This is a genomic window from Pseudonocardia sp. NPDC049154, from assembly GCF_040648315.1.
Lineage (GTDB): Bacteria > Actinomycetota > Actinomycetes > Mycobacteriales > Pseudonocardiaceae > Pseudonocardia.
Genome location: NZ_JBEZDN010000140.1, coordinates 1 through 20,497 on the forward strand (window position 1 = coordinate 1; position 20,497 = coordinate 20,497).

Annotated in this window: 15 protein-coding genes and 2 pseudogenes; 12 read left to right on the forward strand and 5 right to left on the reverse strand. The window is 72.0% G+C overall.

Translation table 11 applies throughout. From position 1 onward, the window contains the following. Positions 1–149 precede the first annotated feature (149 nt). Positions 150–959, reverse strand: a complete 810-nt coding sequence (locus tag AB0B41_RS37225) for a PaaX family transcriptional regulator C-terminal domain-containing protein (protein WP_358211743.1) — start codon at positions 957–959, stop codon at positions 150–152. 176 nt (positions 960–1,135) lie between these two features. Here AB0B41_RS37225 and AB0B41_RS37230 point away from each other — a divergent pair, with 176 nt between their 5' ends. The 5 genes from AB0B41_RS37230 to AB0B41_RS37250 all read left to right on the forward strand — a co-directional run bounded on the left by AB0B41_RS37230 (position 1,136) and on the right by AB0B41_RS37250 (position 6,623). Next, the gene (locus tag AB0B41_RS37230; RefSeq protein ID WP_358211744.1) at positions 1,136–2,401 is read left to right on the forward strand and encodes a beta-ketoacyl-[acyl-carrier-protein] synthase family protein; all 1,266 of its coding nucleotides are present in this window, start codon (positions 1,136–1,138) and stop codon (positions 2,399–2,401) included. 2 nt (positions 2,402–2,403) lie between these two features. After that, positions 2,404–3,270: a PaaI family thioesterase gene (locus AB0B41_RS37235; RefSeq protein ID WP_358211745.1), complete on the forward strand. Its 867-nt coding sequence runs from the start codon at positions 2,404–2,406 to the stop codon at positions 3,268–3,270. Between the two features lie 49 nt (positions 3,271–3,319). Next, on the forward strand, positions 3,320–5,029 hold the full coding sequence (locus AB0B41_RS37240) for an AMP-binding protein (RefSeq protein WP_358211746.1): 1,710 nt from the start codon (positions 3,320–3,322) through the stop codon (positions 5,027–5,029). Beyond that, positions 5,026–5,895, forward strand: coding sequence for an SDR family NAD(P)-dependent oxidoreductase (locus tag AB0B41_RS37245; protein WP_358211747.1), 870 nt, complete (start codon positions 5,026–5,028; stop codon positions 5,893–5,895). Before AB0B41_RS37240 ends, AB0B41_RS37245 begins: the two co-directional genes overlap by 4 nt. Positions 5,896–6,041: 146 nt before the next feature. Next, on the forward strand, positions 6,042–6,623 hold the full coding sequence (locus tag AB0B41_RS37250; protein WP_358211748.1) for an alpha/beta hydrolase: 582 nt from the start codon (positions 6,042–6,044) through the stop codon (positions 6,621–6,623). Positions 6,624–6,755: 132 nt separating this feature from the next. Here the strand turns inward: AB0B41_RS37250 and AB0B41_RS37255 are convergent, their stop codons facing one another. Then, positions 6,756–12,125 (reverse strand): carboxyl transferase domain-containing protein, encoded by a 5,370-nt coding sequence (locus AB0B41_RS37255; protein WP_358211749.1) that lies wholly within the window; start codon positions 12,123–12,125, stop codon positions 6,756–6,758. Between the two features lie 477 nt (positions 12,126–12,602). On the opposite strand from AB0B41_RS37255, the pseudogene AB0B41_RS37260 reads away from it, so the two are divergent. Together AB0B41_RS37260 and AB0B41_RS37265 are read left to right on the forward strand one after the other, a co-directional pair. Further along, positions 12,603–12,965, forward strand: a pseudogene (locus AB0B41_RS37260) (nitronate monooxygenase); the annotation flags it as partial. After that, positions 12,916–14,211, forward strand: coding sequence for an MFS transporter (locus AB0B41_RS37265; protein ID WP_358211750.1), 1,296 nt, complete (start codon positions 12,916–12,918; stop codon positions 14,209–14,211). The pseudogene AB0B41_RS37260 and the gene AB0B41_RS37265, both read left to right, overlap by 50 nt. Before the next feature lie 7 nt (positions 14,212–14,218). On the opposite strand, the gene AB0B41_RS37270 is transcribed toward AB0B41_RS37265, so the two are convergent. Further along, a complete protein-coding gene (locus AB0B41_RS37270; protein WP_358211751.1) occupies positions 14,219–14,662 on the reverse strand; it encodes a universal stress protein in 444 nt (147 codons plus the stop codon). A gap of 4 nt (positions 14,663–14,666) precedes the next feature. Next, positions 14,667–15,752: an ATP-binding cassette domain-containing protein gene (locus AB0B41_RS37275; RefSeq protein ID WP_358211752.1), complete on the reverse strand. Its 1,086-nt coding sequence runs from the start codon at positions 15,750–15,752 to the stop codon at positions 14,667–14,669. A 360-nt stretch (positions 15,753–16,112) separates the two neighbouring features. Here AB0B41_RS37275 and AB0B41_RS37280 point away from each other — a divergent pair, with 360 nt between their 5' ends. Further along, positions 16,113–16,703, forward strand: a complete 591-nt coding sequence (locus tag AB0B41_RS37280) for a TetR/AcrR family transcriptional regulator (protein WP_358211753.1) — start codon at positions 16,113–16,115, stop codon at positions 16,701–16,703. A gap of 19 nt (positions 16,704–16,722) precedes the next feature. Here the strand turns inward: AB0B41_RS37280 and AB0B41_RS37285 are convergent, their stop codons facing one another. Then, entirely contained in the window at positions 16,723–17,355 is a 633-nt protein-coding gene (locus tag AB0B41_RS37285) for a TetR/AcrR family transcriptional regulator (RefSeq protein ID WP_358211754.1), read from the reverse strand. Positions 17,356–17,456: 101 nt separating this feature from the next. On the opposite strand from AB0B41_RS37285, the gene AB0B41_RS37290 reads away from it, so the two are divergent. The 4 genes and pseudogenes from AB0B41_RS37290 (at position 17,457) to AB0B41_RS37305 (ending at position 20,258) form a co-directional block, all read left to right on the forward strand. Continuing rightward, a complete protein-coding gene (locus tag AB0B41_RS37290; protein WP_358211755.1) occupies positions 17,457–17,825 on the forward strand; it encodes a nuclear transport factor 2 family protein in 369 nt (122 codons plus the stop codon). Positions 17,826–17,871: 46 nt separating this feature from the next. Then, positions 17,872–19,038, forward strand: a pseudogene (locus AB0B41_RS37295) (acyl-CoA dehydrogenase family protein). A gap of 2 nt (positions 19,039–19,040) precedes the next feature. Further along, positions 19,041–19,268, forward strand: a complete 228-nt coding sequence (locus tag AB0B41_RS37300; RefSeq protein WP_358211756.1) for a hypothetical protein — start codon at positions 19,041–19,043, stop codon at positions 19,266–19,268. Positions 19,269–19,385: 117 nt separating this feature from the next. Continuing rightward, entirely contained in the window at positions 19,386–20,258 is an 873-nt protein-coding gene (locus AB0B41_RS37305; RefSeq protein ID WP_358211757.1) for a hypothetical protein, read from the forward strand. Positions 20,259–20,497 lie beyond the last annotated feature (239 nt).

The following is a 20,497-nucleotide window of genomic DNA, read 5'->3' on the forward strand; positions in this document are numbered from 1 at the left end:
GTACCGGGGACCACCGGGCCCCACAGAACTCACAGTGGACCTCGAACGGTCAAGCGAGCAGGGCGATCACCCGGTGGCCACCAGTGGTGCATCCGAACCCTCCCAGCAGACCCGGACACAAGGAAGGTGCACCAGTGAGCAGCCCCGGCTCACGACCGTCCGCGAAGCGCCCGCCAGTGCCGCTGCGCGCCCTCGGTCCAGGCCCGGTAGCGGTCCTGGAACAGACGCGCGGCCCGGTCGCCCGGCCAGTCGACGGGGAGGAAGCGCTCTGGCAGGTCGGGGTCGAGGTACGGGAATCGGCGCCAGTCCTGGACGAGCTCGACGACGGCCACGAAGCACTCGCGATCGTCGGCGGGTTTCACCTGCTCATGGTCGCGGACGAAGTCGTCGTACTGCTGCCGCAGGGCGGCCAGGTCGAAGGCGGACCTCGCGAGGTCCTCCTCGCTCCCGATCGGCCCGATGGTACCGATCATGGAGTGAGCGTGTTCCTCGAGGCCCAGCTCACGGATGGCGGACGCGACGAGGTTCGCGCGCGACCAGTGCGGAGTGAGCCACTGACCGGGAACCGGTGACCCCAGTCCCGCCCACTCCAGCCGTGTGTGCAGTCGGTGGCGGAGGTTGCGCTGCGCCTCGGGGATCGTCAGCGACAGCATCAGCCACCGACCGTCCCACGAGCGGTCCCGGTCCGCCCAGCCGTAGGTCTGCACGTCGCCGCTCGCGAGCACCTCCTGGCCGCGAGCTGTGATGGACCAGTGGACGCGGCGCCCCTCCCGACCCGCGGAGATCAAGCCGGACTCCGCAGTGCGCCGCAACGCCTTGCGGGCGGCATTCACCTCGATGTCCAGCTCCGATAGCGCGTCCAGGAGTACCGACGACCAGATCGGCCCGCCCTCTCGCCAGGCGAAGTCGCCGATCACGACGAGCAGGAGCGCCTTCGCACTGTCCTGACGGACGTTCACCCGGTGTGGGGTGACCGGAGGGAACGGATCATTGGCGAGGGTCACGCTGCCCCCGATCCGCTGTCCGCCATCGCCGCAGCGTAGCCGGGCGCCGGACCGGCTCGACATTGGCCATTTTCTTTGACGATGTCACGGACAATGGCTACGGTTGCGACACCGACGGGAGGAGCACCCGCATGGGAATGAATGTCGCGATCACCGGTGTCGGCGTCGTGTCCGCACTGGGGTTCAGCCCCACTGAGCTGGTCGACCGGCTCGTCGCGGGCGACCTCGCCATCCGGGAGACGCCGTGGACGGCGGACGACCCCGACCGCTTCGAGTACTGGGCCCCGATCGAGGGCTTTCGTCCGCCCGAGTGGATCCGCTCCAAGATCGACGGCATCGACCCGTTCGCCCAGCACGCGGGCGCCGCGGTCACCAGCGCCCTGCTCGACGCCGGTCTCGAGCACCTCGACGAGCTCCGCACCGCCACGGTGGTGGGGTCGGCCAAGACCGGCACCCAGACTCTCGAACGCGCCCAGTTCGACGTCGAGCGCGACGGACGGGCCGCAGCGCCGCCCAAGTTGATGATCAAGGTCTGGCCGAACATGGCCGCCGCCCAGATCGCCATGAACTGGGGCCTACACGGACCCTGCCTCACGCTCAGCACTGCCTGCGCCTCGTCACTCGACGCGATCGGGTTCGGTGCTCGGATGGTGGCCTCGGGCCAGGTCGACGTCGCACTCGTCGGCGGGACCGAGGGCGGCCTGGCCTGGGGTGTCGGCGACGACGGATTCGTCCCGGCGAGCGCCTACGCCCGCTACGGATATGGGATGGGCGGCGCGGTGACCGACGCGAGCCGCGCATGCCTGCCGTTCGACGTCGACCGGTCCGGCATGGTCATGGGCGAGGGCTCCGGAATGTTCGTCCTGGAGAGCGCGGAGCACGCACGAAGGCGGGGTGCCCGGGTACACGCCTGGGTCCAGGGGTGGGGAACCTCGTCGGAGGCGTACCACCCGTCCACGCCGAACCCGTCGGGTGAGTGGGAGCGGCTCGCAATGGAGCTCGCGATCGGCGAGGCCGAGACGGCCCCGGACCGGATCGACGTCCTCGCGGCGCACAGCACCGGGACGCCCAAGGGTGACACCGCCGAGATCGCCGCCATCAACGGCTTCTTCGGCGGGCCAGGCTGTGAGGTGTCGGTCAGCTCGATCAAGGGCACACTCGGGCACCCCGCGGGCGGCGCGGGCGCGCTGGGCCTGGCGAGCGCCCTCGAGGGCATGCACCGCGGCATCGTGGTGCAGACCGGGGGAACCACGAACCCCGAGCCCGGCATCGACTTCGACCTGGTACTGCACGAGCCGCGCAAGCGTGACGTCGACTGGATCCAGGTCAACGCCTTCGGGTTCGGGGGACAGAACGCCTCGCTGGTCGTCAGCCGCGAGGCACAGGGCAGGCTCTGACCGTGGACGCTTCGACCGCCCAGGGCGGGCTCACCGGTCTCGCGCAGGTGTCCAGCGGGGCCCCGCACTGCACCCCCGAGCTCGCGACGGCCATCGAGCTGGTCGAGGCCCGTCACGGCGAGGTGCGCTTCCGGCAGACGGTGCCGCCGGGTCTCGGGCCCACGGACCAGCCTCCCCCGGCGCTGCTCGGGATGCTGGTGGACACCGCGCTGGGCCGCAGCGCCTTGACCACCGCACCGGCCGGCGGCGGGTGCCGCACGGCGTCATTGCGGATCGACCTCCTGGATGCCTGGCTGTACGGCGGCGAGTCACTCGTCGGGTCGGCCACGGTCGTCGGCAGCCGTGGCCTTCTGGTCCACGCCTTGGGAGACGTCCGCGGTCGGGACGGGCGCACGGTCGCCCTGGCGAGCGGGTGGTTCGCGATCCTCGACGACGACCCGGACCCCGACACGGGCGGCGGACACCTCGTCGACACCCCGGCGGCCGACCCACGCACCCTCCACGACCTCGTGCGGGCCCGAGTGGCGACCGACGTGCGACCCGAGGTGGGCACGGACGTCCTGCTCGACCTGTGCTCACTCCCCGGAACCGCGAACCGCAAGGGCACCATGCACGGGGGGATGCAGGTCGCCATGGCCGAGACCGCCCTGCACGAGCTCGTCCGCGCCCACGACCCGCGCGCTCACCTCCTCGCGAGCGTCGACGTGACCATGCACCGGCCGATACCGGTCGGGGCGCCGCTCACCGGGCACGGTCGCGTAGTGCGTGCAGGCAGGCGGATCGTCACCGCGGAGTTCGAGGTTCGCGGTCCGGCAGAGCGCCTGCTCCTGTCCTGCCACGGCACCCTCACCCCCGACGTCGTCCCCTAGACACCTCTTTGTCCGCAGTCGAGTCCTAATCGTCACGAAGGAGTGTTCGATGCCCGATACGGTGGCACCACGCGCCGCGTCCGTCCTGGCGGACTCGCGGCGGCCCCACGATCCGACGGACACGCAGGCCTACCGCACAGCCGGCTACTGGCGAGACCGGACGATGCTCGACGACTTCCTCGACCACGCCGCGGCCAGCCCACACAAGGCGGCGATCGTGACCTACCGCGACGGCAGCCGCGTTCCGGACACGATGACCTACGGGCAGCTCGCGACCGTGGTCGAACGGATCGCCCACGGGCTGCGAGCACTGGGTGTGCAGCGCGACGAGGTGGTGTCCATCCAGCTGCCCAACGGCTGGGAGTTCGCGGCGATCACCCTCGCGGCCATGAGGGTCGGCGCCGTGGTCAACCCGTTGGTGGCGATCTTCCGGCGGCGCGAGCTGGAGTTCATGCTCGGGCGCGCGGGATCGCGCCTGCTCTTCGTCCCCGACACCTTCCGGGGCTTCTCCCACGCCGGGTTGGCGAGCGAGCTGGTCGAGGCCGTGCCCTCGCTCGAGCACGCGGTCGTCGTCGGTGGCGAGCCGCCTGCGGGTCTGCTCTCCTTCGAGCGGGACATGCTGGAGACCGACCGCTCCGGGGCCGGACCGCTCGACACCCTGCACCGCGGTCCGGACGAGGTCGTCTCGCTGATGTACACGTCCGGCACCACCGGTGAGCCGAAGGGCACACTGCACACGAACAACACCCTGTGGTCCGCGGGCAACCCACTGTTCGACAGCCTGCGGCTGACCGGAGACGACGTGGCATTCATGGCCTCGACCATGGGTCACCTCACCGGTTTCCTCTGGGGGATGCTCCAGCCCCTGTCCCGCGGCATGAAGATCGTGTTCCAGGACGTGTGGGACCCGACGGCGTTCGTCCGCCTGGTCGGTGAGGAGCAGGTCACCTGGACGCTGTCCGCCACGCCCTTCGTCGTCGACGCCGTGGCGGCACAGGCGACGGTGGACGCGGACCTCTCGACCTTCCGGTACTTCGTCTGCGCGGGCGCCCCCATCCCGTCCTCGCTACCGCCCAGGGCGACCGCTGTCCTCGGGGCCAAGCTCATGTCGCTCTGGGGCACGTCGGAGTGCGGCATCTGCACCATCCACACCCCTGAGGCCACCCCCGAAGAGGTCTCGGCCAGTGAAGGGCAGCTCACCGGCCTGATGCGGGTCCGAATCGCCGACGACGAGGGCGCCGACGTCCCCGACGGCTCACCTGGCAGACTGTTGACCAGCGGGCCGAGCATGTTCGTCGGCTACCTGGCGCGGCGAGACCTCTACGACTCGGTGGTCTCGCCCGACGGCTGGTTCGACACCGGGGACGTCGGCTACCGGACACCGGACGGCGGCATCCGAATCAGCGGCCGGACCAAGGACATCATCATCCGTGGGGGTGAGAACATCCCGGTCGTGGAGATCGAGAACGTGCTGTACACCCATCCAGCGGTGGCTGAGGTCGCGGTGGTGGGCTACGCCGACGAGCGGCTGGGCGAGCGGGCGTGCGCCGTCGTCGTGCCCGCCGGGGCACCTCCGACCCTCGCCGACCTCGCCGCGCACCTCGCCGAGAACGGGATGGCCAAGCAGTACTGGCCGGAGCGGCTGGAGATCCGGACCGAGCTGCCGCGCACCCCCGCGGGCAAGATCCAGAAGTTCCGGCTGCGCGAGGACCTGCACCAGCTGGTCGGGCGCGGCGTGTTCGACCCGGTGAGCCGATGACCGCCCCCCCGCTCGACTTCGCGGGCGCGACCGTGGTCGTCACCGGAGCAGGCCGCGGCCTGGGCCGCCGGTACGCGGTGGACCTCGGCGCCGCGGGCGCCTCCGTCGTGGTCAACGCCCGCAACCCCGACGCCGCGGACGCCGTCGTCGCGGAGATCCGCGACGCAGGCGGCACCGCCGCGCCCGCCGTGTGTGACGCCCGCGACGGAGCCGGCATGGTCGAGATCGCCCTCGCCGAGTTCGGCCGGGTCGACTCGCTGGTGGTCAACGCGGGAATCGTGCGGGACACGTCGTTCCGCAAGATGACCGACGAGGTCTGGGACGAGATCATCGACCTGCACCTCAACGGGTCGAGGCGGTGCGCGGCGGCCGTGTGGCCGCACATGCTGGCGCAGGGGTCGGGCTCGATCGTGCTCACGACGTCGGGTGCTGGTCTGCACGGCAACTTCGGGCAGGCCAACTACTCGGCGGCCAAGGGGGGCGTCGTGTCGCTGGCGAAGACCCTCGCGTTCGAGGGTGCGAAGTCGGGCGTCCGCGTCAACGCGGTGGCGCCGATGGGGCTCACCGACATGACCGGGAGCATGTTCGAGGGCCCGCTGCTCGAGCTCACCCCGGAGCGGCTCAGCCCGTTCGTCCTCGCACTGGCCCACGAGTCGTGCCCCCTGAGCGGACAGGTGTTGGAGACCGGCGGCGGCTGGGGCGCGCTGGTCCGCTGGGAGCGCAGCCGTGGGGTGCGCCTCCATGGCGACTTCGGCCCCGGCGACGTCGCTGTCCGCTGGAAGGAAATCGGCGACTTCACCGAGGGTTCCGACCACCCGACGACGATCTTCGACGCTCTCGGGGCCGCCTGCGACCCCGACCGCTGACCCACAGACGCGACCGACGGCGCTCACCCCAGCCGGGTGGGCGCCGTCGATGCGTACCCCCGCGGTGTCCCAGGCGTCCGTGTCCGCAGTCCTGAACCCGAAGGAGCTCCAGATGCCACCGCCGGCGGTATCCACCGACATCGTGCTTGTCCACGGCCTGTTCCACGGGGCCTGGTATTGGGCTCCGATCACCCACCGGCTGCGGGGGAGTACGACACCGTAGCCCGGAGCTGCCCTTCACCTCGCTCCTCGACGACGCAAGGGTCGTCCGCGACGTGGTCGCATCTCGGAAGGCACTCGGCCGGCGGGTGGTCCTGGTAGGACACGGCTACGGAGGCACGGTGATCTCCGAGGGCGGCGCCGACGCGGACGCGTTGGTCTTCCTCGCTGCGACCGTTCCCGCGCACGGCGAGACGACGACGGCGGCCGCAGAGGTATCCGGCTCACCCCTTCGGGACCAACCGATGATCCGCGTGGGCGAGAGCACGATCGCCCTCGCCGGTCCGCGAGCCGCGGTGGTCGGCGCGTTCTACAACCTCGCCCCACCTGACGGCGTCGACTTCTTCTGGGCTGGCCTCCGCGCGGTGCCCCTCTCGCTGTTCGATGAACCGACCGGTGCGAGCCCCGCGTGGCAGACCGTGCCGTCGACCTACATCGTGTGCGAGGCGGACAACGCGCTGCCGGTGGACTGCCAGCGCAGGTGGGTCACCCGGCGGACAACCGCATGAGCATCCACGCCGATCACTCGGCCTTCTACTCGGCCCCGGACACCACCGCGCACGCGCTCACAGAGATCGCCGCGGCACTCGGGTGAGCAGCGACGGCGTCCGCCTCCGAGGCGGACCCCGTCGCCGGTCGGCTCAGTGGGAGTGAGCCAGGCCCCGGGTCACGGCGTCGACCAGCCGGGGTCGGAGCTCGGCGACCGGCACCACCGCGTCCAGTGAACCGACCGCCCGAGCCCGCTCGACGGTGTGCACGGCGTCGAACTCCGCGGCGACCTGCGACCGGATCTCCCCGCGCACCTCGTCCACTACGTCAGCGACGACGTCGCGGCCGTGGACTGCTTCGGCGGCCTCCGCACTCTCCACCGACCGTCGGGCCTTCTGGACCCGTGGGTCCGCGTTGACCCGCCGCTCGACCTCGCGGGCGAACACGACCGCGGCCGCGGGCCCGCCGCCGAGCACCGACGCGCGGGCGCCCTCGAGAGCGATCACCTCGAGCCGGTCGTTGAGCCGCTTCGAGAAGACCACGAAGGCGCCGCCGTGGTAGCGGGAGAGCACGCAGAACACGATCGGACCGCGGAAGTCGACCACCGCACGGCCGATCTCGGCACCGTACTCGAGCTGCAGGTCCCGCATCGACTCGGGTGAGCCGTCGAACCCGGACAGCGAGGCGAGCACTACGACGGGCCTGCTCCCGCTCGCCGAGCTGATTGCGCGGGCGACCTTCTTCGACGACAGCGGAAATAGCGTCCCCGCCGTCCACCGCCCGGGCCCGTCCGAAGGCGGGCGTCCCGTGCGGGGCAGGTCTCGGGACTCGATGCCGACCAACGCGACCGAGTGGCCGCCCAGTCGGGCGTCCCACACCACGGCGTTCTCCGCGTCCCGCATCCGCGCCCAGCGCTCGAGCGGCTCGACGTCGGCGTCGCAGACCGCCGACATGACCGATCGGATGTCGAAGGGCTTCTTCCGCTCCGGGTTGCCGCGCGGGTCGAACACCTCGCCGACGGTCGCGAACCCGTTCGCGACCTGCGGATCCGTGTGCGGGGCGGCGACCACCGAGCGGTCCGCGGGGTCGGTGACCACCAGCACCCGGGGACCGGTCTCCCCCGGCACGACATAGGTGAACCCGAGGTGGCGGAGCAGCAGCAGACAGGCCTGCTCCATGTCCGCCGCCCAGTGTTGTGCCTCGCCATTGGGGCCCATGGTCCCGACGAAGCCGCCGATCGCGGTGTTGCTCTCCGCGGAGACCGCGCCGGAGTGCTGGAGCGCGTCCTTGCCGGTCAGCACCAGGGACGAGTCGCCGACCATGATCAATGTGCCGCGGGTGTGCATGAGCATCGTCGCCTCCGCGGCCCAGTAGGACTGCGCACCGACGTTCACCCCAGAAACCACGACGTTGACGGTCAGCCCACGTTGAGTGGCCTCGACCAGCGCCCGCAACACCGCGGCCGTCCAGTCGAGGTTCTCCGTACCGGAGTCCATCGACACGCGTGCTCCGGAGGAGACCGAGAACCACTCCAGCGGCAGGCCGGTCTCCTCGGCAAGCGCGATCGCGGCGAGGATCCGCGTGCACTCGGCCTCGCCGAGCGAGCCCATCCCGCGACTCGGGTCCGACAGCAGGGCGACCCGCCGCATCCCCTCCGGATGGAGGGAGGTGTTGTTGGAGAGCAGACCTACCACGACGCCCGCCGTGTTGGCCCCGGGCTCACGGTCGACCTCCTGCAACTCGCCGTCGACCAGGTCGAGCTCGGTGAAGGTCCCGGCGGGCAGGTCCGAGCGGGACGCACCCGGAGACGTCAGCAGGCGGATGATCTGCCACGGGTGGTGCAGGCCCCGGCGGCGCAGCTCCGCTTCGGCACGCCGCCAGCCGGCGAGGGCGGACACGGGACGATCCGAGGGTGCCTTCTCGCCGATCTGGATGCCGGTCGTGGGCGGGACGACCATGTGCACCACCCGGTCGTCGCCCCCGACATCGTGGAGCCGCACCACGATCTGGTCCAGCGACAGTCCTCGAGTGGCGTGGGCGATCCGCGCGGCGACGGTGTGCAAGGCGTCGAGCGGGAGCTCCCACTCGGGCCGCACCGTGACCGTGACCCGGTGCCATCCCGAGCGGGCCCCCCGCCCGGGGCCGGGATGATGGCGGATCGCGTCGAGACAGGCGGCGAGCGCCAGCTCGAGCTCGGGTAGCGCCTCGACCCGCCCGTCGACGCCGCGGACCACTTCCAGAGAGTGGACCTCGGCCAGGGCGAAGAGCCTGCGGTCGCGCGGCTCGGCGGTCGCGGTGCCGTCGAGTAGGACCTCGGGACCGGGGTGCGGCACCCGGGTGAGGGTGAACTCGCGCAGCCGCCACAGCTCCAGCGCCGCCGCCCGCACCGGGTGCAGGCCCGCTAGGTCGCAGGGGACCCAGGAGCCGTCCGGGGCGGCGTCGAAGGTCTCATGCTCGACCGCGGCGTCCTCCGACGCCGGCAGTGTCGTCACGACCACGCGATCCGCTCCCGCGCCGAGGTTCGCGAGCGGCTCTGCTGTCCGGTCCGTTCCACCCGCCACGTGCAGGACCTGCACGACGACCGGCTCCGTGCCGGCGGCGTCGACGGCTCGTCGCACGTCGGCCGAGTCGGCGTCGCCACCGACGGCGACGACGGTCACGGGTTTGGCGCCGCCCCCGATGCCGCCCGCGACGCCGGCGAGCACGATCGGACCCGCCGCCGCGGCCGCGGTCGCGACCTCCGGCGCCCGGTCCGGGTGCAGCGCGGCGACCATCGCCACGAGGGCCGACCGCGGGTCGAGCCCCGCACGGACCGCGCAGGGCAGCCAGCTCTCCCACGTGGCCGACGCCGTTGGGTGGCTCGCGAGCTCTGCCCGCTCGGCGGGCGCCGCGACGCGCACTGCCCGCGCCTGCGCCACGACCTGCTGCTCGCGGGTCTCCGCGGGGTGGGTGACCAGCCAGAACCGGACCGACCGAGCGACGTCGCACAACTCCGGCGCGGGCCCTTCGGCCACTGCGATCAGCCGGTCGAGGGTGCGGCCGAGCGCGGGCCGGTCCGACGCCCGGTCGACGGTCCGGTCCGGCGCAGCCCGCAGCCGCCTGCGCAGCAGGGCAGCGACGGCGGGTGCGATCACCGGAGCCCGGCACAGCGCCCGGTGTGTGTGTGCGAGCACGACCAGGTCGTCCGGGTCCCCGGCGGCCGTGCGCAGGTGCCCGCGGACCGTCTCGAACGCCGCGCCCGTGGCACCGTCGGGGCGGCGGCCGTCCTCGGCCCACCGCCGGGCGAACTCCATCACGCCGCCCGAGGATGCGGACGGGTCTCCCACGGCGAACGACCACACGTCGCAGAGCGTCTCGACCAGCCTGCGCTCACGCTCCGGATCCCCGGCCGCGGCGGCGAGCACACCGGGCAGCGCGGCCGTGGAGAGCCCGTCGACCGACGGGTCGACCGCCGCGCCCAGCACGAGCGCCTCCAGCAGGTCCAGCGCGCTCGCGGCGGCACCGGCGGCGGGGAACGCGAGGGCCCCCGAGGCTCGCTCCGGCGCTTCCGGGCCGCCGAGCCGCAGCAGGACCTCGCCCTGACGCACCGTGGCCTGCGGACCGACCACCACCTCGGCGACCGTGCCCCCGGCAGGCGCGACCACCGTGGTCTCCAGCTTCATGCACTCCAGGACCGCGAGCGCCTGGCCCTCGACCACCTCGTCTCCCGGCCGGACGAGCACCGAGACGACCAGACCCGGGAGCGGCGACCGCACCCCGCCCGCGTCCGCGCGCGTGACGCGGTGGGCGACCCCGTCGACGGAGACGGCGACCCCGTCCCCGTCCGGGACGACGACGGTGCGGCTGCGCACACCCTCGACCTGCAGGGTGCGGTGGCCGCCCTGCGGCGCGCCCACCCGGACGTCGAGCGCAGGCCGCCCCTCCACGGCGACGCGGTACCGGTCGGGCGCGAGCTCGGACACCTCGACGTCGTAGCCGATACCCCGGTACTCCAGGCCGACCGCGAAGGGCTCGTCCGGAACCTCCAGGGCCGCCCGGCGTAGCGACTCGGCGAACCGGCGGGCACCGGCGTCCCGGCTGCGCTCGAACAGGCTGACGGCGGCCTGCAGGACCGCGACCTCACCCCCGGGCGGTGGGGCGAGGTCTGCGGCGGCGAGGCGCTCGTCGAGCCAGCCGACGTGGAGGTCGCCGCTCTCCACGTCGGGCAGGTCCAGCAGGGCCTGCAGGAAGTGCCGGTTCGTGGCGCCGCCCTCGACGAGGATCTCCGTCTGACGCACCGCGCGGCGCAGTCGGGTGAGCGCGGTAGCCCGGTCCGGACCCCACGCCAGGATCTTGCCGATCATGGAGTCGAAAGAGCTCGCGACGACGTCGCCCTCCTCCACCGCAGTGTCCATCCGGACGCCGGGGCCCTGCGGCGGCACCAGCCGGGCGATCCGTCCCGGGGCGGGCACGAACCCGGCGGGGACGTCCTCCGCAGTCAACCGGACCTCGATCGCGTGTCCGAACGGGACTGGCGGGGCACCGCGCAGCGGCTCCCCCAGCGCGATCCGGAGCTGGGCGCGCACCAGGTCCGTACCCGTGGTCAGCTCGGTCACCGGGTGCTCGACCTGGAGCCGGGCGTTGACCTCCATGAAGTGGACCCGACCGTCGGGCTCGACCAGGAACTCGACGGTTCCGGCATTGCGGTAGCCCGCCGCCGCGCAGAGCTCGACTGCGTACCGGCGCAGCCGGGCGTCGAGGGCGGCGTCGACGGGCACGGGGCCGGTCTCCTCCAGCACCTTCTGCCGCCTGCGCTGCGCGCTGCAGTCCCGCACCCCGATCGGCCAGACCGTCCCGTCGTCGTCGGCGAGGACCTGGACCTCCACGTGGCGGCCGCCGTCGACCCGGGACTCGAGGAAGACCGTCCCGTCGCCGAAGACACGCCGCCCCTCGGCGCGGGCCTGACGGAACGCCTCCGGCAGCTCGGTCGCCGACTCGACCACCCGGATCCCCATGCCGCCGCCACCGGCCGCCGCCTTCACCAGCAGCGGGAACCCGATCCGCTCGCCCGACGCGACCGCTTCCTCGACGGTCGCGACGGGACCGCCGCTCCACGCCGCCACCGGAACCCCGACACGCTCCGCGAGCCGCTTCGCCCCGATCTTGTCGGCAAGCAGCCGCATCGTCTCCGGCCGAGGGCCGACGAAGGTGAACCCCTCGTCGGCACAGCGCTGCGCGAAGTCCGCGTTCTCGGAGAGGAAGCCCCACCCGACCCAGACCAGGTCGGCCCGCGCCGCGCGCAGCGCCGCGAGCAGGCGGTCCTGGTCGAGGTAGGGATCGGTGAGCGCGGGGTCGCTCGGTGGGAAGGCCTCGAGGTCCACGACCTCGTCCGCGCGGCGGGCGAACAGCGAGCCGGACTCCGCCGCAGTGGTGAAGGCGATCGTGCGGACCTCCTCCGGGGTCCCGACGAGGTCCGCGGCGGTCTGCAGGAATCGGACGGCGGGCTCACCGCGGTTCAGCACGGCGACCCTGGGGGGCGGCATCACGTTGCCTCCGAGTGGTGGATCGGGATCGGCCGGCACCGGCCGTCCGTACCGGAAGGGTGCCATTTGACTTGACTATCGTCAATTCTTAGGCATCTTTTGGCGCGCCGATACGTCCTGAGGATGTCCCGACGGATCGACACCACCCGGCTCGCCGGAGTTAGTGCGCGGTGGACCCGCCGGGTGCCCCTCGGCGACCCGATCCCGCGCGGGCCCCAGTCGATCGCCATGCTGCGCTCGGCGTGGAATCAGGCGACCGACCTCATCCTCGGGGACGGGGTGGTGCTCGGCGCGGACGTCGTGCGCCCGGCCGTGGCCGACGCGGGCGGCGGCGTGCCGACCACCACCCTTGTCGCCGGACCGCGTGATGGCAGGATGGTAGGGAGTCTCACGCCCGACGATCGCTGGATCGATGCCGCACTGTCCACCCGACTGACGGCGCTGCTCGGCATTGAGTACCCGGTCGTCCAGGCCGGGATGGGGTATCTCGCCCGCCGGGAACTCGTTGCCGCGGTGAGCGAGGCGGGCGCCCTCGGCGTGATCGACAGCACGGGCAACCTCACCCCCGACCAGCTCCGGGACGAGATCCGGCTGGTCAAGACCCTGAGTTCCCGCCCCTTCGCGGTGAACCTCCTCTTTCCGCGCTATGACACGACCACCGTCGTCGGCGCGAAGATGGCCGCCGAGTTGCGCGACAAGGTCGACGTCGTCGTCGGCGAGGGAGTGGCGGTCCTGGGCGCCGGACTGGGCGTGTCGGAGCCGGGGGTGTTTGACGCCTGCCGCGCGGCCGGTGTGCTCACGATGTGCACGGTCGGCGCAACGCGACACGTGGAGAAGGCACAGGACGGCGGCGCCGACGTGCTCGTCGCGCAGGGGTGGGAGGCCGGCGGTCACAACTCTCGCTCGCCTCGGCACTCGTGTTCGGCCACGTCTTCTTCCCGAACCTCGGCCCGACCGTCGGCGTGCTGTCCTCGTTCGCGACGTTCGGCGTCGCTTCGTCGCCCGTCCGCTGGGCGGGACCCTGTTCGGCCATCTCGGCGACCGGTTCGACCGCAAGCAGGTGCTCGTAGCGACGCTGCTCCTGATGGGCGGCGCCACCGTGCTGATCAACTGCCTGCCGGGCTTCGCCACGATCGGGTTCTGGGCGCCCACGCTGCTCGTCGTGCTGCGGCTGGTGCAAGGGCTGGCCTACGCCGGAGACTGGGACGGCGCGGTCCTGATGTCGTTCGAGCACGTGCCACCCGGCAGGCGCGGGTTCTTCGCCAGCCTCCCGCAGACCGGTCTGTCCGCGGGGTTGGTCCTCGGACCTCTGGTGTTCCTGCTCGTGGCCCTGCTCCCTGAGGAGCAGCTGAACAGCTGGGGATGGCGCATCCCGTTCTGGGCCGGGTCGATCCTGTTGGTCGTCGGCTTGGCGATCCGCAACCGGATCGAGGAGAGCCCCACCTTCCGCGAGCACGCCGCGGCCGACGAGGTCCCGCACGCCCCGCTCGTCGAGGTCCTGCGCCGCTACCCACGCGAGGTCCTCCTCGCCACCGGCGTGATGGCGGGCATCTCGGTCGCGACCTACGTCAACCTCGCCTACAGCGTCAGCTTCACCGCGGAGATCGGGATCCCGCACTGGCTCGTGCTCACCGCGATCCTCCTCAGCAACGTCGTCCAGCTCGCCGCCGCGCCGTGGGCAGGCGCGCTCTCGGACCGGTTCGGCAGGCGCCCGGTGTTCCTCGTCGGCGTGGTGGCGTGGGAGGTCCTGACCGCCGCGTTCTTCCCGATGCTCCTCACCGGCAACCCCGTCCTGGTGCTGCTGGCCTACGTGCTGCCCCACGGGATCGGGTATTCGATCGCGCAGGGCCCCATCCCGTCGATGTACATCGAGGCCTTCGACAGCCGCGTCGGCTACTCCGGCATCTCGATGGGCTTCCAGCTGGGTAACACCCTCGGCGGCTTCGCCCCGTTCCTCACCACCCTCGTGTACGAGGCCATCGGCGCGACGCTGCTCGGTGCCTGCGTCAGCGTGCTGCTAATCGGTGCCGGCCTCTGTGCGACGCTGCTGGTGCGGATCTCCACCGCCAGACGTGCGGTGCCCTGAGGATCCGTCAGGTCGTGTGCACGATCAGCACGTCGACACCGGCTCGGCGGGCGACCTCGGACGGCACGGACCCGAGCACTCGACCGGCCAGCGAGCCGAGTCCCCGGTTGCCCACCACCAGCAGGTCCACGTCCTGCGCACGGGCGACATCGACGAGGACGTCGACCGGCTCGCCCTCCGCCGCGACGACGTCGACACGAGCCCTCGGCACGACCGCCTCGACACGGCTGGACGCCGCTCGGAGGTCATCGTCGGCGGGCGCAGCGCCGCGGACCAGGTGCGCCTCGTCCTTGAGAACGTCGGCCGCGGCCTCGGCCCTGGCGGACGGACGGTACGCCGTGGCGATCACCAGCCGCGCGCCGGCGGCGTCCGCCAGCTCAGCAGCCCGGTCCACCGCGCGCAGCGAGGTGTCGGACCCGTCCGTGCCGACCAGAATCGTGCGGTAGCTCATCCGGTCACCGCCCGCCCTGTCCGCCGAAGCGCCCGGCATCCGCCACCCGCGGGATGACCTCGGTGGGAGCGTCGCCCGGGCGACCGTACGGTGCGGCGCCGACGGCGGTCGCGCGCTGGGGCTGGGCGACCTCTGCCTGGGACCGGCGGATCGCCTCCTGCGCGGCTGGCGGGAGCGTGTGCAGCATGTCCTGCACCCGCTGCTGCCTGCGCCGCACCGCCTTGCGCTCGGGCAGCCCGGCAGTGGCCTCGAGTTGAGGCTTGACCGGCGGCAGTCCGTCCAGTTCCTCGATCTCGGCCATCTCGCGCTGGGCCTGGGCGGTGTCCTTCTCCTCGGACATGCCGATCGGGCCCTGGCGGCGGCCGTTGAGGAACTGGGCGACCACCGGGTCCTCGCTGGTCAGCAGCACCTCCCGCGGGCCGAACATCGCCAGGTGCTTGCGGTAGAGCATCCCGATGTTGTCCGGGACGGTCTGCGCGGTGTTGATGTCGTGGGTGACGATCAGGAACGTCGAGTCCGTCTGCGCGTTCAGGTCGATGATCAGCTGGTTGAGGTAGGCCGTGCGCACCGGGTCCAGCCCGGAGTCCGGCTCGTCGAACAGGATGATCTCCGGGTCCAGCACCAGCGCCCGGGCCAGCCCCGCGCGCTTGCGCATCCCGCCGGAGATCTCACCGGGCAGCTTGCTCTCGTCGCCCTTGAGCCCGACCATGTCCATCTTCTCCGCGACGATGTCGCGGATCTCGGTCTCGGACTTCTTGGTGTGCTCGCGCAGCGGGAAGGCGATGTTGTCGTAGAGGTTCATCGAGCCGAACAGGGCGCCGTCCTGGAACAGCACCCCGAACAGCTTCCGGATCTCGTAGAGCTTGGACTCGTTGCAGCCCACCAGGTCGGTGTCATGGATGACGATCGAGCCCTTCTCCGGCTTGAGCAGCCCGATCAGCGTCTTGAGGAACACCGACTTGCCGGTCCCCGACGGGCCCAGCAGCACGCTGACCTCACCGGGCGGAAGCGTCAGGGTCACATCCGACCAGATGTTGGCCCGACCGAACGACTTGGTCAGCCCCTCGACCTTCACCTCGACACCGCTCATGACCTGACGTTCCTCCTGGACAACGCTGTCGACCCACCCGCGGGGGCGCGGGTGGACTTCCCATGCCACGGACCTGTCGGCCCGTCCGTGCAACGACCCGGGGCGAAGAAAGTGACGAACACAGTGTTCGACCCCGCTATTTCAAGAATGCTAGCGGCCCGGTCGGGCGGACGACGACCTGCAGGGGAACATGGCCCGAAACGGGTGTGCCTTGTCTGTGAAACCGGCCCCGAGCCGAGTCCGTCGGCCCGCCCCCTACAGTGTGGGAGAGACCGGATAAAGTCGTCCGGGGGAACGAAGGTGTTCGGGGGATCGATGAGCGAGGCGGCCGATCAGCCGGTCGACAGACGACGGCGTGTCATGCTGTCACGGCTCCGCCCTGCCGTCTCGCACCTGCTCCGCACCCACCAGCGGTTCGCCGACCTGAGCGTCGAGAAGATCATTTCCATCGCCGGCATCGCCCGGTCCACCTTCTACGCCTACTTCGACGACAAGGGTGACCTCCTCCGCTCGCTCGCCACCGACGCGGCCGACGCAGTCGTCGCCGCCGTCGAGCCGTGGACCGGCCTCCCTGACGACGCCGGCCGCGACGAGCTGCGGGCGGCGTTGCGCGTCCTCGCCGAGGCCTACCGGGAGCACTCGGCCACCATGTCGGCGATGGCCGAGATGGCGGCGCTCGACGGCGAGGTGGCGGCGAGCTATCGCCAGTTCATGTCACGGGGCGGCGCCAAGGTGGAGGCACACGTCCGCTCCGGCTACGCGGCAGGCACCATTCGTCAGGAGATCGACCCGGCGATCACCGTCGACTGGCTGGTGACGATGCTCGAACGCGGCCTCTACCACCATCTCCGGTCGGCGGACGAGGAGAACTTCGAGCGCAACGTCGACGTGGTCACCGACATCGTGTGGCAGACCCTCTACACCGGGGTGCCCGGCCGGAGACGAGACTGAGGCCGCCCGACGCCGGGACTCACCGCCCGGCCGGATACAGCGCGCTCGTCCACACGTGCACTGCGACATCGAGGACTGCGGCGGACGTCGCCTCGTCGGCCTCGGACCTGCTCAGCCGCTCGAGGGCGACGGCGTTGGCGCCGACGAGGGTCCGCACCAGCGTTCGCGCATCCGGACCGGGCCCTGCCCGGCTCGCCGCACGTTCGGACTCCACCATGAAAGCGACCGGCGCCACGAAACGCTCCAGCCACTCGTCCCACAGCACCCTCACCTCCGCATCGTTGTCGCGCGCATCGAGCATCGCCACCATGATCCGGTCGTGGCTGCGCCAGAACTGCCAGACCCCGGTGAGCGCCTGGCGCAACGCGACCTCCGGCGTGTCGCCCCCTGAGAGCCAGTCCGCCGCGCCGTCGATCAGCTGGTCGAACGCGTCCGCCAGGAGCGCCGCCACCGCCATGGCCTTGCTGCCGAAGTAGAAGTAGAACGCCGTCCGGCGCACTCCGGCCGCGCGGGCGATATCGTCCACCCCGATCTCGGCGAACCGCTTGTCCTCCAGCAGCTCCTGGAGAGCCGCAAGCAGGTCCGCGCGCCGCTCCTCCCCCTTGCTCGGGCGGCGCCAGGGGGTGCGGGTCGCACTGGTCACACCGGCCACCCTGCCACACCGCCTGACCGGTCGACATGCGCCGAGGAGAGTCGACGCATGTCGGTGATGCTACCGTCGGCCGCAGCGGCCCCCTGCAGGTGGACACGACCGTGGCGGACACCGCCGCGGACCTCGCGCAGCGGCTCTACGAGGCGCTCGCCACCGGAGACACCGACGCCCTCGCTCGGATCCTCGCCCCCGACTTCGTCAGCTCGCTGGCCGACGGGATGCCCGGCGGCGTCGGCGGCGTCCACCGCGGGGCGGACCGGATGTGGGCGGCCGGATGGGCCGGGATCGGACGGTCGTTCGCGGCTCGCGCGGAGCCGGAGAACCTGCTCGCGGTCGAGGGCGGGCGGCTGCTCGTCACCGGTCGGTACCGCGGGGTGGGCAGGCGGGGCGGGAGCACCCTCGACGCGGCCTTCGTCCAATTCCTCGAACGCCGCGCACCCCGGTTCACCGGGCGCTTACCGGGCCGCTGACGGCGTTGACCGACCGACGGAGCACACCGCGCTCGAAGGAGGACCCATGACCACCTCGCTCATCGTGGCTGACACCGAGGAGCGCGCCGCCCTGCGGGGCGGCGTGGCCACCCTCGTCGGGAAGTACGGACACGAGTACTTCATGCGCAAGTCGGCGGCCCACGAGGAGCCGACGGAGCTCTGGGCCGACCTGAGTGCCGCGGGCTTCCTCGGCGTACACCTCTCGGAGGAGTACGGCGGCGGTGGCGGCGGCCTCGGCGACCTGTTCGTGGTCGTCGAGGAGGCCTCGGCGCAGGGCTGCCCGCTGCTCATGATGGTCATCTCCCCCGCCATCTGCGGGTCGATCATCGACGCGCACGGCAGCCACGAGCTCAAGCAGCGCTGGCTCCCCGGGATTGCGGACGGCTCACTGAAGACGGCCTTCGCCATCACCGAGCCCGACGCCGGGTCCAACAGCCACGAGATCACCACCACCGCCCACCCCGACGGCGAGGGCTGGCGAATCACCGGCACCAAGTACTGGACCTCGGGGATCGACGAGCCGGACGCGGTGTTGGTCGTCACCCGGGCGCCGCAGCCCAGCCCGAACGGCCGTCACCCGCTGTCGTTCTTCGTGGTACCCACCGACACGCCGGGTCTCACCTGGCAGACCATCCCCGCCGCCCTGCAGAAGCCGGAGCACCGATTCACCGTGTTCTTCGACGACGCCCGGGTCGGCCCCGAGACGCTCATCGGCGAGGCGGGCAACGGGCTGCGCCAAGTCTTCGCCGGCCTGAACCCCGAGCGGATCATCGCGGCCTGCATGAGCAACGGGATCGCGCGCCACGCTCTGGACAAGGCGACGCAGTACGCGCGGGACCGACACGTCTAGAAGGTCCCGATCGGGTCCCACCGGGGCGTCGCGCACCCGCTCGCCGACTCCTACGTCGCCACGCAGCTCTCGCGCCTCATGGCGTTCCGCGCCGCGGAGCTGTTCGACGCGGGCGCGGACGCGGCGGAGGCCTCGGACATCGCCAAGCTCGCCGCCGCGGACTTGTCGCTACGGACGCTAGACCAGGCGATCCAGACGCACGGTGGCAACGGGCTCGCCCTGGAGTACGGACTCGCCGACCTGTGGTTCGTCGCCCGGACGCTCAAGACCGCGCCGCTGAGCCGGGAGATGATCCTCATCTTCGTGGCCCAGCGCAGTCTCGGGCTGCCAGCGTCGTACTGAGCGTGGCCGACCCGGGGCGGGCGGGTGAGCGCGGCCTCGCCGAGGCCGCGCCGCCGCGCCACCGGTCGCGGCGCGCGGGCGGGAAGTCGGCTCGGACCCGGCTGCGGATCCTCGACGCGACGGCGAGCGTCCTCGCCGAGAAGGGCTACACGGGCCCCCGGCTCAGCGACGTGGCGGCGCTCGCCGAGCTCCCTTCGACTCGCGCGAACAGCTCGTCGACGAGGTCGTGACAGCGGGCATGGTGCGCAATCTGGAGGACGTGCGCGACGCGCTCGACGCGCTGCCGCACGACGTGAGTGGGCTCGACCGGATCGCCTGCGCCGTCGACGCCCACCTCCAGGTGGTGGTTGCGTCTCTCGGACTACACCCGCGCAGCCATCCGGTCCGCATCGCAGCTCCCGCCCGACCTGCGGGCCCGCCACCTCCACGAACAGCAGCGCTACGCGGACCTGTGGCGCGAGCTGCTGGCCGGCGCGCACGCCGCGGGCGAGCTGCAACCCGGTCTCGACCTCGGCGCGGCCCGCATGCTCTTGCTCGGCGCGCTCAACTGGTCCAGCGAGTGGTGGAACCCCGGCCGCGGGTCCCTGCGCGCGGTCGTCGGAACGGCCCAGCGGCTGCTCAGCGCCGGGCTGGCCCCGGGAAGTGATCCGACCCCGCCGCTCGGGCTGACGGAGTCCGTGTCCACCGCTGCTCCCGCGGCCCGCGGGACCCGGAACCGGATCCTCGACGCGGCGGCGGTGGTGGTGCTGAACCGGCAGGGGTACGCGGGCACGCGGCTCGTGGACATCGGCGCGGTCGCGGGTCTGCAGACGCCGGCCATCTACTACTACTACTACTACTACTACTACTACTTCGCGTCGCGGGACGAGGTGATCGAGGAGGTGGTGCAGGTCGGCGTGCGGCGCACGATGTCGCACGTCGAAACCGCGCTCGACGCGCTTCCGGTGGCCGGGCCCGACGTGCGGATCGCGGCGGCGGTCCGCGCCCACCTAGAGATCGGGGTCCGGGACGCGGACTACGCCGCGGCCGCCATCCAGAACGCGGGCCAGCTGCCCGGCCCGATCCGCCGCGTCCGGCTGCTCGACCAGCGACGCTACGCCGCACTGTGGCGGGGCCTGCTCGCGTCCGCGGCCGATGCGGGCCTCCTCGCATCGGGGCTCGATATCCGGAGCGTCCGGATGCTGGTGATCGGCGCGTTGAACAGCGCTCCCGGCTGGTGACGGGCGGACCGGGGCACGCTGCCCGACACCGTGGCCACCGCGCAGCTGCTGCTGTGCGCGGCCTGCTCACCGCGGGCCCCGGAACCTCCTGACCTCTCGGCTCACTGGTGCACCTTTCCTAGGTCCGGGCTGGCTGGCAGGGTCCGGATGCACCACTGGTGGCCACCGGGTGATCGCCCTGCTCGCTTGACCGTTCGAGGTCCACTGTGAGTTCTGTGGGGCCCGGTGGTCCCCGGTAC